This window comes from Kitasatospora sp. NPDC056446, from assembly GCF_042796115.1.
GTDB lineage: Bacteria > Actinomycetota > Actinomycetes > Streptomycetales > Streptomycetaceae > Kitasatospora.
Genome location: NZ_JBHTRF010000004.1, coordinates 1 through 14136, shown reverse-complemented (window position 1 = coordinate 14136; position 14136 = coordinate 1). Strand labels below are relative to the sequence as shown.

The following is a 14136-nucleotide window of genomic DNA, read 5'->3' as shown; positions in this document are numbered from 1 at the left end:
CTAGGCGCTCGGTGGCTCCTGCCGGCTGTCGTAGTGCTCCTGGGCGGCGAGGAGTTCGTCTCCGTGCCGGCCGAACCACTGGATGAGTTCGGTCAGCGGCCCGGCCAGGCCGACACCGAGGTCCGTCAGGGTGTAGGTGACCTGGGGCGGGATGGTGGGCGCGACATGGCGGTCGACGAGTCCGGCCCGGGCCAGTGCCTTGAGGTTCTGCGACAGCATCTTCTGGCTGATGCCACCGACTCGTTGGTGCAGCTGGGCGAAGCGGTGCGGGCCGGCGACGAGGGCCGAGATGATCAGTGTCGCCCAGCGGCTTGTCGTCTGGTCCATGATCGGCCTGAGCGCGCACTTGTTGTCGAAGGTGTCGTGGGCCAGGAGTCGGGCGGCCGTCGCGACCTGGTGAGTTTCCATCACGTCATGAGCTTACAAAAAAGTAGGTACTTCCTGACAGTAACCGGCTTTCCTACGGTGACTTCCGCAGGCACCAACGTTTCGAGGAGTCACTGTGATCAGCAGCAACGCACGTACGGCGATCGTCACGGGCGCGTCGAAGGGCCTCGGCGCGGGGATCGCCAAGGCGCTGGCCGGGACCGGCGCGGCCGTCGTCGTGAACTACCGGGAGGACGCGAAGGGCGCCGAACGGGTCGTCGCGGGCATCACCGCCGAGGGCGGCCGGGCGGTCGCGGTCCGGGCGGACGTGGCCCGCGGCGACGACGTGCGCCGGCTGTTCGATCGCGCCCGCGAGGAGTACGGGCGGCCGGTCGACGTGCTCGTCAACAACGCGGCCGTCGCCGCCTTCGCGCCGCTGTCGGACATCACTGAGGAGGAGTTCCAGCGCGAGATGACCACGAACCTGCTGGGCACGATCCTCACGACGCAGGCCCTGGCCGCACAGGACGACATCGGCGCCGCCTCGATCGTCAACGTCTCGACGGCTGGCACGCTCACCCACCCGCCGTACGCCTCGCTCTATGTCGCCTCCAAGAGTGCCGTCAACGCGTTCACCATCGTGGCGGCCAAGGAACTGGGCCCGCGCGGCATCCGGGTCAACGCGATCATGCCCGGACCGTCGGACACCGAGGGCACCAGGGCCATGGGATTCCCCGGCTCGGCCCAGGAAGCACAGGCGATCGCCGGCACCCCGCTGGGCCGCACGGGCACCCCGGACGACTACGGCCCGCTGGCGGTCTTCCTGGCCTCCGACGACGCGCGCTGGATCACCGGGGACGTCATCCTCGCCTCCGGCGGCATGCGCTGACGACCCGGCTGTCCTGTCGCGGGGTCCTGGTGAGCCGGTCGGCGTGTACGGCCCAGGTGGTGCCGTCCGTTCCTGCGCCGCGTAGGCCGTCGAGGACGCCGGGGCCGGCCAGGGCGGGGAGGCGGGGGTCGGCGAGGGAGGCGAATGCGATGGTGCGGGCCGGGTCGAAGGCGGTGGAGCGGTGGAGGCGGCGGGCGAGGAGGGCGAAGCCGAGGACGTCGGCCGCGATCACCCAGGCGTCGGGGGTCTGGGCGGTCAGCCGGCGTGCGGGGCGCAGCCAGGAGGCCGCGTGCTCCGGCCAGTCCACCTGCGAGAGGACCGTGCCGCCGCGCGCCTGCCATGCCCCGGCGAACGCGCGGGCGGCGGCGCGGGAGGCGTCGTCGCGGCCGTGGCCGATCGCCACCGTGGCGGTCGGGGGCTCGGAGGCGGTCAACAGGGCCAGGACGGTGGCGAGTTCGGCGGCGGTGTGCGGCCGTGGCGCGGGCAGCGCGTCGGGTCGGGCGTCGGGTCGGGCGGCCGTCGGTGCGACGGCGGTCGGGGTGGTGTCGGCCATGGGTGCTTCCTCGCTGCCGTCGCTCCGGGGAGCGTCCCCGGTCGGTCGTCCTGTCGGGAGGGGTCCTGTGCGTGCCGCTCCCACTGACCACCCTGCGGCTTCCGGGCCCGCTCGGCTGGCGCTATTCGGACGCCGCGCCGGGTGTGGGCGTCCCGGTTTGTTCGAATGCGGTGGGTGGGTAGTCGCGGGACGGACTACCGGGACCGTCGCCCGGGATCCGGGGAGGGCGGGCTCGCCCGCCGGCCCCAGGGCCTTTGACGAACAGCGAGGACAGCTTGTGGACCTGACCGGCCGCCCCTTGCTCCGGCACCCCCGACCGCCCGGCGTCGACACCCTGCGCCACACCGCGCGGCGCGGCCTGGACGCGATCCCCGATCCGCGCCACCGGGCGATGATCGCGAGCGTCCTGGCCTCCGGCCTGGTCGAGCAGATGATCGCCCGCACCGACTCCTTCGCCGCGCCGCCCGCCGACCTCGCCCGGGCCGCCGCCGATGCCGACCTGCTCACCGTCGAACTGGCGGCCTTCGGCGTCGACCTCCCGGCTGCCACGGTCCGCAACATCACGCAGATGCGCGCCCTGATGGTGCCGATCGCCGACGACGCACTGGCCCTCGCCGTCGACCGCATCTGGGTGTTCTCCACCAACGCCGACGACGTGTGCTGCCACGATCCGGGCGAGGCGGCGGCCATGCTGCGTGACGGCCTGCTGCCCGAGGCGCTTCCGGCCTCGCCGAACACCCGTTACATCCGGCACATGTTCCACGAGATCGCGCCGTTCTGCGAGCCGACCTTCCTCGCCGTCTTCAAGTCCTTCTTCCACAACGCGCTCACGGGTGTGCTCATGGAGGCGGAGTTCGATCCGGAGGCGTCCGACGGGGTGGACAGCGACTACGTCCGCGTCTTCAACGGGTTCTCCCAATTCTGGTTCGCCACCCTGCAGTTCGCCGACCCCTGCCTGGCCGCCCACCGCGACCGGGCGTTCTGGGCGGCGGCGATGAGCTCGTGCGTCGCGTTCCTCAACGACGTCAACGACGTGCTGTCCTGCTACAAGGAGGCCGTGCACGGCGCGGACTTCGCCGTCAGCCGGGTGTACCGGCAGGCGGTGCGCGAGGACGTCCCCTACCTCACCGCCTACCGCCGCACCCTCGACGGCGGCCTGGCCGCCTACCGCCGGATCACGGGCCTCGCCACCGAGGAGCAACGCCCGTACCTGGAGCGGTACATGACCGGCTACGCCTACTGGCACCTGCACTGCCGCCGCTACCGCTGGCAGGACGTCTACCCCGACCTCCTGCCGCTCGACGGTGCGTGACCCCGCCCGGCGGCCGTTCGAGCGCCGTCGTCGCGGTCAGCCGGTGGCGGCGGCCCGCTCGAAGGTCACCCGCTGCTCGGCCTCCGGAGTGCCCTGGCCCCCTCCCGCGACGCTGCTGAAGTGGACGAAGACGTCGGCGGTCGAGTCGTCCGGGGTGATGAAGCCGAAGCCCTTCTCGGAGTTGAACCACTTCACCGTGCCCACGGCCCGGCCCCGTGGCCCGGGCGTGGAGGCGGCGCTCACGGCGGGGAAGGTGAAGGTCGCCTGGGCCCCGGGCGCGGAGCAGCTGAGGGGCAGCGTGCCGGTTGCCAGGACGGGGCCCCGGAACGGGGCGCTCTCGTCGGCGGTGATGGTGCCGGTGCCGGCGGCCGGGCAGGTGAACCCGCCGGTGACCGCCAGGGTCCCGCTCTGGTCCGGGGTCGCGCTGTCGAGGGTCACCTCGCCCACCTGGTTGTCGAGCAGCATGATCCGGTCGTAGCCCAGGGAGGTGCCGAACGCGCCGTTCAGGGTGACGGTCACCGTGACGTCCTCGCCCCAGTCGCCGCCCGAGCCCAGGAGCCCGTTGTCGACCCGGCCGCTGACCGGCCGGCCGGTGGGACCGCCCAGGCAGGTCACCGGGACGATCTCCGATCCGGAGCCGCCGGCGGTGTCCGTGACGGTGACCGTGACGGACGCGACCAGCATCGATTCCTCGCAGGAGTAGCTGCCGGCCCAGGACAGGACGCTGCCGGACGTGCTCGCGCCGGCGATCTCCACCCCGTCACTCGCCGGTTCGGCCGCGAAAGCGGGACCGGCCAGGGCCACGACCAAGGCGACCGCCCCGAGAGGCACCGCCGCGCGCCGCACCAGTGGACGCCGACGTGCCGTACGCCGACGTGCGGGGTGCCGACGTGCCGTACGCCGGGTCGTGCAATCCGAGGCAGCCATTCCCGTATCCGTTCCGTAGGCCCGATCGTGGGGCCATCGTCACAACCGGGAACCGGCGACGCATGTCCGGCGGGGCGAATGGGCACTCCGGCCCTTTGCGACGGTGGGCCGGTGCGGGGACGCCGCCGCTCACGAGGCGTCGTGGAAGACCAGGCCGAGGGCGTGCCGGCGGCCGGAGCGGACGGTGCTCACGCCGTGCCGCATCGGCGCGGCCGACCAGCCCCGCCTGCCGGCCACGGGCCGCTCGCGGGTGGTGAAGACCAGGCCGTGGCCCTGCGGGAGGGTGGTGGACGAGCCGCGTGACTGCGCGCGGGGGCGCTGCTCGGTCATCAGGAACTCGCCGCCGGTGAAGTCGGTGCCGGGCACGTCGAGGCCGATGACGACCTGGAGGGGGAAGACCAGGTCGCCGAACAGGTCGCGGTGCAGGGCGTTCCAGTCGCCGGGGCCGTAGCGCAGCAGGATCTGCGCGGACCGGCTCTGTCCCGCGGCCCGGCACATCTCCAGCCACTCGTCCAGGTCGTCGGGCCACGGCGCCGGGGCCCGGAGCTTCGCGGCCCAGGCGCGGGCGACGGGCAGCAGCCGGGGGTAGCACGCTTCTCGCAGCTCCCGTACCAGGGTGGGGAGTTCGTGTGTGAAGTAGCGGTACTGGCCGGAGCCGAAGCGGTGGCGGGCCATGTCGACGGTCGTGCGGAAGCGGTCGGGATCGTCGTAGAGGGCGGTGACCGCCCGGCACTCGGCGGGGGTGAGGAGGGGGCCGGTGAGGGCGTGGCCGTGCGCGTCGAGTTCGTCGGCCAGGGCTGCCCAGTCGGTGCCGTCGAGCCGGTCGGCGGCCGTCGGTGCGGCGGAACGTCGGACGACGGCGCTGCGGGCGGCCGCGGTCGGGGTGGTGTCGGCCATGGGTGCTTCCTCGCTGCCGTCGTCGGTCGGGTGCCCTGTTCGAAGGGGCCTGTCCGTGCTGCCCCCCCGGATGACCACCTTGCGACGTCCGGGCCCGCTCGGCTGGCGGTATTCGGACGCGGCGACGCCGGAGGCTCCCGCGGCGGTCGGCCGGGGAGCCTCGTCGGGCGTCGGGCGCGGGCCGCCCCGTCAGCGCTCGGCGGCGGGGACGGCGGCAGGGGCGGGCGCAGGCGCGGGGATGATGCCCAGCCCGTCGGCGCCGACCCGGACGGCGGACTCGTCGAGGGCGGCGGAGTCGCTGACGGGAACGGGGAGGCCGTCGAGGTCGAGGACGGGGACGGCCTCCTTGTACCAGGACTCGATGACGGCGTTGCCCCAGAAGTCGCGGCGGCGGTCGTCGTTGACGTTCCACCGGAAGGTCTCGTGGTCGGGGTCGCCGGTGTAGTAGTCGGAGGTGTAGACCTCGACGCGGTGGCCCCCGCCCTTGGACCCCCCCGCCCGCCTCGCTCTTCGCGGCAGCCACCTGCGTCCCCTCGCCTTTCCTCGCCGTGACCGGCGTCCCCGTTCCGCGCCCTGTCAGGACGCCTGCCGCCCGCACCGTCACCGGGCGCGCTCGGCCTGGTCGCCACCGCCCTCGCCAAGGCGTCCGGCGCCGGCCCGGTCACCGTGATCGGCGCGCCCGCCGCCCGGCTCGAACTCGCCCGCGGCTACGGCGCCGACCTGGTGCTCGGCCTGGACGGCACCGCCGCCGAGCGCCGCGACGCCGTCCTCGCCGCCACCGGCGGGCGCGGCGCCGACCTCGTCCTCGACCTGGCCGGCGCCCCCGGCGTCGGCGCCGAGGCCGTCGACCTCGCCGCCTGGGGCGGACGCTTCGTCGTCGTCGGCTCCACCGGCCCGGCCGCCGACCCGCTGCCGCTCGGCACCGTCATGGGCAAGGAGCTCACCGTCCTCGGCTCCCTCAACGGCGACATCGGCGACTACCACCGCTCGATCGGCTTCCTCACCGCCTTCGCCGACCGCTTCGACTGGGACGCCATGTTCGGCGAGCCGGTCGGCCTCTCCGGGGCGAGCGACGCCCTCGCCTCGATGGCCCGCCTGGAACAGACCAAGGCCGTCGTCCACCCCTGGCTGCCCTGACCGGTCGCCCCAGACCGCCCGGCACCGGGGCTCCCTGTGTCCCACCCCCGGTGCCGGGTGCCCGCCCCCTGTCCAGCCCTTCCGAGGAGACCGATGTCCGACTCCGCCCTGCCCGTCGTTCCCCGCCGCCGCCTCGGCACGGCCGGCCCCGAGGCCTCCGTCCTGTCCCTCGGCTCCTGGCACACCTGGGACCGGATGGACTTCGCCGACGCCGTCGCCCTGGTCCGCCGGGCCGCTGACCTCGGGGTGAACCTGTACGACGTCGCCGTGTACGGCATCCCCGGGCAGCCGCCGGTCTTCACCGACGTGCTGTTCTCCGCGATCGTCCGCGCGGCGGGCCTGCGCCGGGCCGACTACCTGCTGTCCGCCAAGCTGTGGCTGGAGCCCTGGCCGGAGCTGTCGCTGCGCGACCAGCTCACCCACGCCCTGCTGCGGGCCGGCGTCGACCACGCGGACGTCGCCGTGCTCGGCGACATCCGCCGCCCCGGCCTCGACCTGGAGGCCCTCGCGCGGGAGCTCGCCGCGCTGGAGGCCGAGGGGCTGATCGGCTGCTGGGGCGTCAACAACTGGTCCGCGACCGCGATCCGCACCGTCGCCGGGCACGCCCGCGCCGCCGGGTCGCCCGGCCCCCAGCTCGCCCAGCTGAAGTACAGCCCGTGCCGCCGCGCCATCCCCGACGGGGAGCCGTTCGTCGCCCTGTTCGCCGAGGGCCTCGCCATGCAGGCCTCCGACGTCCTGGAGGGCGGCATCCTGGCGGGCAAGCTGCGCCCGCAGCGCGAGATCGGCCGCGACCCGGGCGGCATCCGGGAGCGGATCGTCGACGCCGCCGGCCCGCTGGGCGTCCTCGCCGCCGAACTGGGCACCACCGCGGCCCGGCTGTGCATCGCCTTCGCGCTCAGCCACCCGGCCACCGCCACGGTGCTCGTCGGCGCGACCCGGATGTCCCAACTGCTCGACAACGCGGCCGCGTCGGAGCTCCTCGACCGGGTCGGCCCGGAGCGGCTGCGGGAACTCGTCGAACCCCTGTGGGCCGACCGGGGCGTGGTCGACCCCGAAGGCCCGTGACCGGCGGTCCGGCCGCCGCGCCGGGCCGGCGCGCCGGCGCGCCCGCGCGGATCCCCCTCGCCCGACACCCGCTCGCCCGCTCGCTCGCTCGTACGCCCGCTCGTTCCCACCAAGGAGGCCCGTTGTCCCGGCCCGCTGACCTGATCCTCGTGGACGGCGAGGTGCTCACCGTCGACGCCGCGTCCACCACCGCCGAGGCCGTCGCCGTCACCGGCGGCACCATCACCGCCGTCGGCAGCAGCGCGCGGATCCGGGCCCACGCCGGGCCCGGCACCCGCACCGTCGACCTGCGCGGGCGCACCGTGCTCCCCGGCATCAACGACTCCCACCTGCACGCCTACGGCTGGGGGTCGAACCGGCCGCCGCTGGGACTGGACGTCGGGCACCCGGCGGTGCGCTCGATCGCGGACATCGCCGCCGCCGTCCGGGCCGCGGCCGAGCGCGCCGAGCCGGGGGAGTGGATCGTCGGCCGGGGCTGGGACGTCGGCTACCTGGCCGAGTGCCTCGACGGCAGCCGCACGCTGCCCGACCGCGCCGACCTGGACGCCGCCGCGCCTGATCACCCGGTCTGCCTCACCGACTTCTCCGACCACATGGCCTGGGTCAACTCGGCGGCCCTGCGCGCCGCCGGGATCGGCCGGGGCTCCACCGCCCCGCCCGGCGGCACCATCGACACCGACGCCACGGGCCTGCCCACCGGCATCCTGCGGGAGGCGGCGCAGCGCGCCGTGCAGGGCCGCGTCCCGCGCCCGGACGAGCGCCGCCGCCGGGCCGCCATCACCGAGGCGGTCCGCGCGCTGCACGCGCTCGGCATCACCAGTTACACCGAGCCGGGCCTCGGGCCCGGCGGCGAGGGCATCATGGCGGGCGCGCTCGGCACGGCCGCACTGCCCAGCTACCTGGCGCTCGCCCGGGAGGGCGCGCTGGACGCCCGGGTGAGCGTGCTGCTGCTGCCCGCCCCGATGGGCGGCGGGGCGGCCGACGTCGAGGCGGGACTGGCCGAACTCGCGGACCTGGCGCGGGAGATCGCCGAGCATGCCGACCCGCGCCGGCTCGCGGTGCTCGGGGTGAAGCTGTTCGCCGACGGTGTCCCGCCCAACCGGACGGCGTGGATGCACCACGAGTACCCGGGCGGCGGGCACGGCGGCCTGTGCGTGCACGGCTCGGGGCCGGGCCCGCAGGCGGCGGAACTGGCCGCGATGGTGCTGGCCGCGCACCGGGCGGGCCACCAGATCGGCGTCCACGTCACCGGCGACGCCGCGATCGACGCGGTCACCGACGCGCTGGCCGCCGCCCACCGGGCGCACCCGCGGCCCGACGCCCGGCACTACCTGATCCACGGCGACTTCGCGACGCCCGGGGCGCTGGCCACCCTCGCCGCGCACGGCTGGGGCGTCAACATGAACCCGGCGATCAAGTGGACGATCTCCGATCTGATGGACCGGGTGGTCGGCCCCGACCGGTCGGCCCGGATGTGGCCGGCCCGTTCCGCGCTGGACGCCGGGGTGCGGCTGTGCGCCAGCTCGGACGCCCCGATCACCGAACCGGACTGGCGCCAGGGCGTCGCCTCGATGCTGCTGCGCGAGTCCAAGGCGAGCGGGCGCCCCAGCGGCCCGGCGGAGCGGGTGGACCTGCGCACCGCGCTGCGGGCCTACACCGCCGAACCGGCCCACCAGGACTTCGCGGGCGACTGGAAGGGCAGCGTGGAGGTCGGCAAGGTCGCGGACCTGTGCGTGCTGGGCGGCCGGCTGACCGCGACCTCGCCGCACGACCTGCCGGCCGTCCCGGTGGACCTCACGGTCTTCGACGGCCGGATCGTGCACGGTGCGGCCTGACGGCCCGTCGTGCCGCCGCACCGGCGGCCCGTCACGGCGGCGGCCCGGCCGCTCACAGCAGGTAGGCGTACTCGGCCGACTCCCAGTCCGTGACGTGCCGGTGGAACCGGGCGAGCTCGTCGCGCTTGTAGCCGAGGAAGGCGGCGGTGAACTCCTTGCCGAGCAGCCCGGTGAGCGCCTCGTCGGCCTCCAGGGCGTCCAGGGCGGCGCCGAGGCCGGTCGGCAGCACGGGGGCCTTGCCGGGGTCGTAGCCGTAGCCCTCCAGCGGGGCGGGCGGCTCCTGGGCCGCGCGGATGCCGAGCAGGGCGGCGGCGAGGGTGCCGGCGACCAGCAGGTAGGGGTTGGCGCCGGCGTCGCCGAGGCGCAGCTCCATGCGGGCGCCGGGGCCGCGCTCCGGGGGGATGCGGAGCATGGCGCTGCGGTTGTCCAGGCCCCAGTCGATCAGCCACGGGGCGAGGGTGTCCGGGCCGAACCGCTTGTAGGAGTTGACGGTGGGGTTGGCCAGGGCGGCCAGCGCGGGGGCGTGCGCCAGGATGCCCGCGACGGCGTGCCGGGCGGTGGCGGACAGTCCGTACGGTCCGGCGGGGTCGTCGAAGACGTTGCGCCCGTCGGGCCCTTCGGCGGACAGGTGCAGGTGGAAGCCGGAGCCGCCCTCGTCGTTGAAGGGCTTGGCCATGAAGGTGGCCGACTTCCCCTCGGCGCGGGCGAGTTCCTTGACGGCGGCCTTGAAGAGGAAGGCCCGGTCGGCGGCGTCCAGGGCGGGGGAGTGGGTCAGGTTGATCTCGAACTGCCCGCTGGAGAACTCGTGGTTGCCGGCGCTGACGCCGAGCCCGAGGTCGCGCAACTGCCGCATGGTGCGCAGCAGGTGGCGGTCGGGGTCGCCGCGCAGCCCGGCCGTGTAGACGTTGCCGGGCGCCTCGGCGTAGCGCAGCCAGGCGCCGGGCCGGGCGGGGTCGGGCTCGCACAGGAAGTACTCCAGTTCCGGTCCGACGACCGGGTGCAGGCCCTGTTCGGCGCAGTGCGCCAGGACGCCGCGCAGCAGGTCGCGCGGGGACTCGGGGGCGGGCGCCCCGGTGGCCGGGTCGGTGACGTCGGCCAGGCACCAGGCGACGCCGGGTTCCCAGGGCAGCGGGACGGCGGTGGCGAGGTCGGCGCGGACCAGGACGTCGGGCAGTCCGTCGTCGAGCCCGCCGGCCATCGGGACCACGCCGCCGTGGGGGGTGGTGTGGTAGACGGCCCGGCAGAAGGCGAGGCCGTGGCCGGCGGCGGTCGGCAGGTGGTCGAGCAGGACGTCACGGGCCCGGTCGGCGCCGGTCAGGTCGGGGAAGACGACGCGGACCACGTCGACGCCCTGGGCGGCGAGTCGGTCGGCGTGCTGCTGGACGTCCGGAGGGGGCTGAGCGCTCACCGGGTCTCCTCGGCGGGTGGGGGAGCCTTTTCGTTTGATTTCAAACGTTAGGCAACGCGCGGCCCTCACGCAAGGGATCGGCGCACAATCCCCCTTTCTGAAGTGGGGTGTTGACCGCCCGGCGGGTCGGCCCTAACTTGTTTGAAGTCAAATGACATCACCGGGCCGCACCCGCCCGACCCCCGAGCACCCCGCACCAAGGAGGCACCGTGGCCATGCCGCGCGGCTGGTTCCACCCCCGGACGGCGACCGGCGCGTCCTCGCTGATCCCGGCACCGCCCTGGCACTACTCGGGCGACCTGCTCACCGTCGAGTACCGCACCGACCCCGCCCGGGTCCGCGAACTGCTCCCGGCCCCCCTGGACCTCGCCCCCGAGGACCCCGGAGCCGTGGCACTGATCTGGGCCGACTGGCAGTCCTGCGCCACCACCGGCGAGGAACTGCTCGACCCGGTGCGCTCCCAGTACAAGGAGGCGTTCGCGGTCGTCCGCTGCGCCTACCAGGGACGGACCTACTCCCGCTGCGTCTACATCTGGGTGGACAAGGACTTCGCCCTCGCCCGCGGACTCCACCAGGGCTACCCCAAGAAGCTCGGCTCGATCCACCAGACCCGCCCCCACCCCTACGGCCCCGCGCCCCGGATCGAGGCGGGCGCGGTCTTCGGCGCGACCCTCGCCGCCGCCGACCGCCGGCTCGCCCAGGCCGTCGTCACCCTGCGCGAACCGTCCGGGACCAACGGCTTCGTCAACGGCCACCCGATGGCCCACCACCGCCTGCTCCCGTCCATCGAGAAGGACGGCGGACTCGCCCTGGACGAACTGGTCGAGTCCGGCGCCTCCTGGTCCGAGGCCGGACAGGCCTGGCGCGGCGACGCCGACCTGGAGCTCTTCGAAGCCCCCACCGAGGAACTCGCCCGGCTGGAGATCCGCGAACCGATCGCCGCCTACTACCGGCAGCTCGGCGTCACCTGGGACGGCGGCCGGCTGCTCGCCTCCGGGACCACGGCCCCGTAGGCCCGGCCCGCCACTACCCGCCTACTCGCCGGCGCATGCCACCGCACGCCGGTACCCGCCACCGCCCGCCGTCACCCGCCGTCACGCCACCGCACGCCGTCACGCCGTCACGCCGTCACCCGCCACCGCAGGCCACCGCACGCCACCGACTTGGAGAGCGCCATGCCCGACCACAGCACCGTCGCCGGGGTCCCGGTCGACACCCGGCACTGGATCGGCGGCCGACGCGTCGCCTCCGCCGCCACCTTCACCGACCACTCGCCGATCGACGGGCGGGCGCTGGCCGAGATCGCCCGGGGCGGGCAGGCCGAGGCCGACGCGGCGGTGGCCGCCGCCACCGCCGCGTTCCCCGCCTGGGCCGCCACCCCGCGCACCGACCGCGCCGACCTGCTGCACGCGATCGCCGACGGCGTCGAGGCGCGCCTGGAGGAGCTGGCCGCCGTCGAGACCGCCGACAACGGCGCCCTGCTGCGCTCGCACCGGCGCGGCGTGATGCCCCGGGTCGCGCACAACTTCCGCTTCTTCGCGGACTGGCTGCGCACCCTCGGCCACCCCGACTTCGACACCCGGGGCCACCGCAACCGGGTCAGCTGGGACCCGGCCGGCCCCTGCGTGCTGATCACCCCCTGGAACGCCCCGCTGATGCTGGCCAGCTGGAAGCTCGCCCCGGCCCTGGCCGCCGGCAACACCGTCGTCCTCAAGCCCGCCGAGTGGTCGCCGCTGACCGCCTCCCTGCTGGCCGACATCGCCGCCGACGCCGGGCTGCCGCCCGGGGTGCTCAACGTCGTGCAGGGCCTCGGCGCGGAGGCCGGCAGCGCCCTGGTCGCCCACCCGGACGTGCGCCGGATCAGCTTCACCGGCTCGGTGCCCACCGCCCGCCGGATCGCCGCGGCCGCCGCCGACCGGCTCACCCCGCTCAGCCTGGAACTCGGCGGCAAGTCCCCGCTGCTGGTGTTCGCCGACGCCGACCTCGACCTGGCCGTGGACCTCGCCGTCGGGCAGTACGACAACGCCGGGCAGGTCTGCCTGGCCGCCACCCGGCTGCTGGTCGAGTCCTCCGTCGCCGAGGAGTTCACCCGCCGCTTCGCCGAGCGCGCCGCCGCCCTCGTCCAGGGCGACCCCCGGGAGGAGGCCACCGACATCGGACCGACCATCCACGAACGGCAGCTGGAGAAGATCGACGGCTTCGTGCGGCGCGCCCTCGACGCCGGGGCCACCGCCGTGCTCGGCGGCCACCGCGGGGACGGGCAGTACTACGCGCCGACCCTGCTCACCGGCGTCGCCCAGGACTCGGAGATCGTCCAGGAGGAGGTCTTCGGACCGGTCCTCACCCTCCAGACCTTCACCACCGAGGACGAGGCCGTCGCCCTCGCCAACGGCACCCGGTTCGGCCTGGCCGCCACCCTCGCCACCGGCGACCCGGAGCGCGCCGAGCGGGTCACCGGGCGGCTGAGCGCCGGCACGGTCTGGGTGAACTGCTTCTTCGTCCGCGACCTGCGGGCCCCGTTCGGCGGCTCCCGGCAGTCCGGCGTCGGACGCGAGGGCGGCACCTGGAGCTTCGACTTCTACTGCGACGTCAAGAACACCGTCACCGCGCCGAAGGGGTGGCACGACCATGGGTGAGATCACCGGCGCCGGACTGCTCGCCCACGTCCCGACCGTCGTGCTGCCCGAGGCCACCCGCCGCGAACTCAACGGGGGTGAGGACTTCACCCTGGTCACCGGGCTGCGCCGGCTGCGCCGCGAGGTCTTCGAGCGGGACGACTACGACACCGTGGTGGTGCTCGACTCGCACTGGGCCACCACCGTCGAGTTCGTGATCGCCGCCCAGCACCGCCGCTCCGGGCTGTTCACCTCCGACGAACTGCCGCGCGGCATGCGGCAGATGCCCTACGACTACCCCGGCGACCCCGAACTCGCCCACAACATCGCCAAGTTCGCCGACCGGCACGGCACCTGGATCACTCCGATCGACGACCCCTGCCTGCCCGTCCACTACGCCACCCTCAACCTGTGGACCCACCTCGGCCGGGGCCTGCCCGGCAAGCGCTGGGTGTCCGTCGGCGTCTGCCAGACCGGCGACCAGGAGGACCACCTGCGGCTCGGCCGCGCGCTCGCCGACGGCATCGCCGACACCCCCGGCCGGCGGGTCCTGCTGATCGCCTCCGGCGCGCTCTCGCACACCTTCTGGCCGCTGCGCGAACTGCGCGACCACGAGGCCGGCGACCCCGTCCACATCTTCACCCAGGAGGCCCGGGCCGCCGACGAACAGCGGATCGCCTGGTTCCGGGAGGGCCGCCACGACCTGGTCCTCGACACCATGCCGGAGTTCCGGCGCTTCAAGCCCGAAGCCCGGTTCGGCCACTACCTGATGATGGCCGGCGCCCTCGGCGAGATCGCCTGCACCGCGGCCGGCCGCCAGTACGGCGAGTACGAGAACTCGGTGGGCACCGGACAGGCCCTGCTCTGGTTCGACCGCCCGGCCGGCGGCTGGACCGCCCCGCGCCCGGCCCCCCGCGCCGTCCCGCGCCCCGCAGCCCCGCGTCCGGCCGGGCGGCACGATCCGCACCACCACGTCGACCCGCACCTCCACGTCGACCCGCACGCCGGCTGACGCACCCGCCCCCACCCCACCGTCTGGAGAATCTCAATGATCGTGTCAAGCCGTCTGCGTGTCCGGCGGGGCGGAGGTGAAGAGCCTCTTGTCACGCAGCATCGCCCAGAGCACGTCGAC

At 74.8% G+C, this 14136-nt stretch carries 13 protein-coding genes; 8 read left to right on the top strand and 5 right to left on the bottom strand.

The features are described from left to right. Positions 1–408, bottom strand: a complete 408-nt coding sequence (locus tag ACFQ6N_RS03785) for a winged helix-turn-helix transcriptional regulator (RefSeq protein WP_380646640.1) — start codon at positions 406–408, stop codon at positions 1–3. A 94-nt stretch (positions 409–502) separates the two neighbouring features. On the opposite strand from ACFQ6N_RS03785, the gene ACFQ6N_RS03780 reads away from it, so the two are divergent. Further along, a complete protein-coding gene (locus ACFQ6N_RS03780; RefSeq protein ID WP_380646639.1) occupies positions 503–1255 on the top strand; it encodes an SDR family NAD(P)-dependent oxidoreductase in 753 nt (250 codons plus the stop codon). Here ACFQ6N_RS03780 and ACFQ6N_RS03775 read toward each other — a convergent pair. Then, positions 1227–1808, bottom strand: coding sequence for a hypothetical protein (locus tag ACFQ6N_RS03775; RefSeq protein WP_380646638.1), 582 nt, complete (start codon positions 1806–1808; stop codon positions 1227–1229). The genes ACFQ6N_RS03780 and ACFQ6N_RS03775 overlap by 29 nt on opposite strands. Positions 1809–2085: 277 nt before the next feature. Between ACFQ6N_RS03775 and ACFQ6N_RS03770 the strand changes: the two genes are divergently transcribed. Then, on the top strand, positions 2086–3120 hold the full coding sequence (locus tag ACFQ6N_RS03770) for a hypothetical protein (RefSeq protein WP_380646637.1): 1035 nt from the start codon (positions 2086–2088) through the stop codon (positions 3118–3120). Between the two features lie 36 nt (positions 3121–3156). Here the strand turns inward: ACFQ6N_RS03770 and ACFQ6N_RS03765 are convergent, their stop codons facing one another. After that, positions 3157–3363 carry a cold-shock protein gene (locus ACFQ6N_RS03765; protein ID WP_380646875.1) on the bottom strand — a complete coding sequence of 69 codons (207 nt, stop codon included), beginning with the start codon at positions 3361–3363 and terminating at the stop codon, positions 3157–3159. An 813-nt stretch (positions 3364–4176) separates the two neighbouring features. Continuing rightward, positions 4177–4944 (bottom strand): 2OG-Fe(II) oxygenase, encoded by a 768-nt coding sequence (locus ACFQ6N_RS03760; RefSeq protein ID WP_380646636.1) that lies wholly within the window; start codon positions 4942–4944, stop codon positions 4177–4179. Between the two features lie 573 nt (positions 4945–5517). Here ACFQ6N_RS03760 and ACFQ6N_RS03755 point away from each other — a divergent pair. The 3 genes from ACFQ6N_RS03755 to ACFQ6N_RS03745 all read left to right on the top strand — a co-directional run bounded on the left by ACFQ6N_RS03755 (position 5518) and on the right by ACFQ6N_RS03745 (position 8981). Then, entirely contained in the window at positions 5518–6081 is a 564-nt protein-coding gene (locus ACFQ6N_RS03755) for a zinc-binding dehydrogenase (RefSeq protein ID WP_380646874.1), read from the top strand. Positions 6082–6174: 93 nt separating this feature from the next. Further along, positions 6175–7146 carry an aldo/keto reductase gene (locus ACFQ6N_RS03750; RefSeq protein ID WP_380646635.1) on the top strand — a complete coding sequence of 324 codons (972 nt, stop codon included), beginning with the start codon at positions 6175–6177 and terminating at the stop codon, positions 7144–7146. A gap of 122 nt (positions 7147–7268) precedes the next feature. Further along, positions 7269–8981 (top strand): amidohydrolase, encoded by a 1713-nt coding sequence (locus tag ACFQ6N_RS03745; protein WP_380646634.1) that lies wholly within the window; start codon positions 7269–7271, stop codon positions 8979–8981. Positions 8982–9033: 52 nt separating this feature from the next. On the opposite strand, the gene ACFQ6N_RS03740 is transcribed toward ACFQ6N_RS03745, so the two are convergent. Then, positions 9034–10389 (bottom strand): glutamine synthetase family protein, encoded by a 1356-nt coding sequence (locus tag ACFQ6N_RS03740; RefSeq protein WP_380646633.1) that lies wholly within the window; start codon positions 10387–10389, stop codon positions 9034–9036. A 215-nt stretch (positions 10390–10604) separates the two neighbouring features. On the opposite strand from ACFQ6N_RS03740, the gene ACFQ6N_RS03735 reads away from it, so the two are divergent. The 3 genes from ACFQ6N_RS03735 to ACFQ6N_RS03725 all read left to right on the top strand — a co-directional run bounded on the left by ACFQ6N_RS03735 (position 10605) and on the right by ACFQ6N_RS03725 (position 14016). Beyond that, complete coding sequence (locus ACFQ6N_RS03735) at positions 10605–11402, top strand: acetoacetate decarboxylase family protein (RefSeq protein WP_380646872.1); 798 nt, start codon at positions 10605–10607, stop codon at positions 11400–11402. A gap of 162 nt (positions 11403–11564) precedes the next feature. Then, positions 11565–13025 carry an aldehyde dehydrogenase gene (locus ACFQ6N_RS03730; RefSeq protein ID WP_380646632.1) on the top strand — a complete coding sequence of 487 codons (1461 nt, stop codon included), beginning with the start codon at positions 11565–11567 and terminating at the stop codon, positions 13023–13025. Next, a complete protein-coding gene (locus tag ACFQ6N_RS03725) occupies positions 13018–14016 on the top strand; it encodes a 3,4-dihydroxyphenylacetate 2,3-dioxygenase (protein ID WP_380646630.1) in 999 nt (332 codons plus the stop codon). The genes ACFQ6N_RS03730 and ACFQ6N_RS03725 overlap by 8 nt, the downstream gene beginning before the upstream one ends. The last annotated feature ends 120 nt before the right edge of the window (positions 14017–14136 follow it).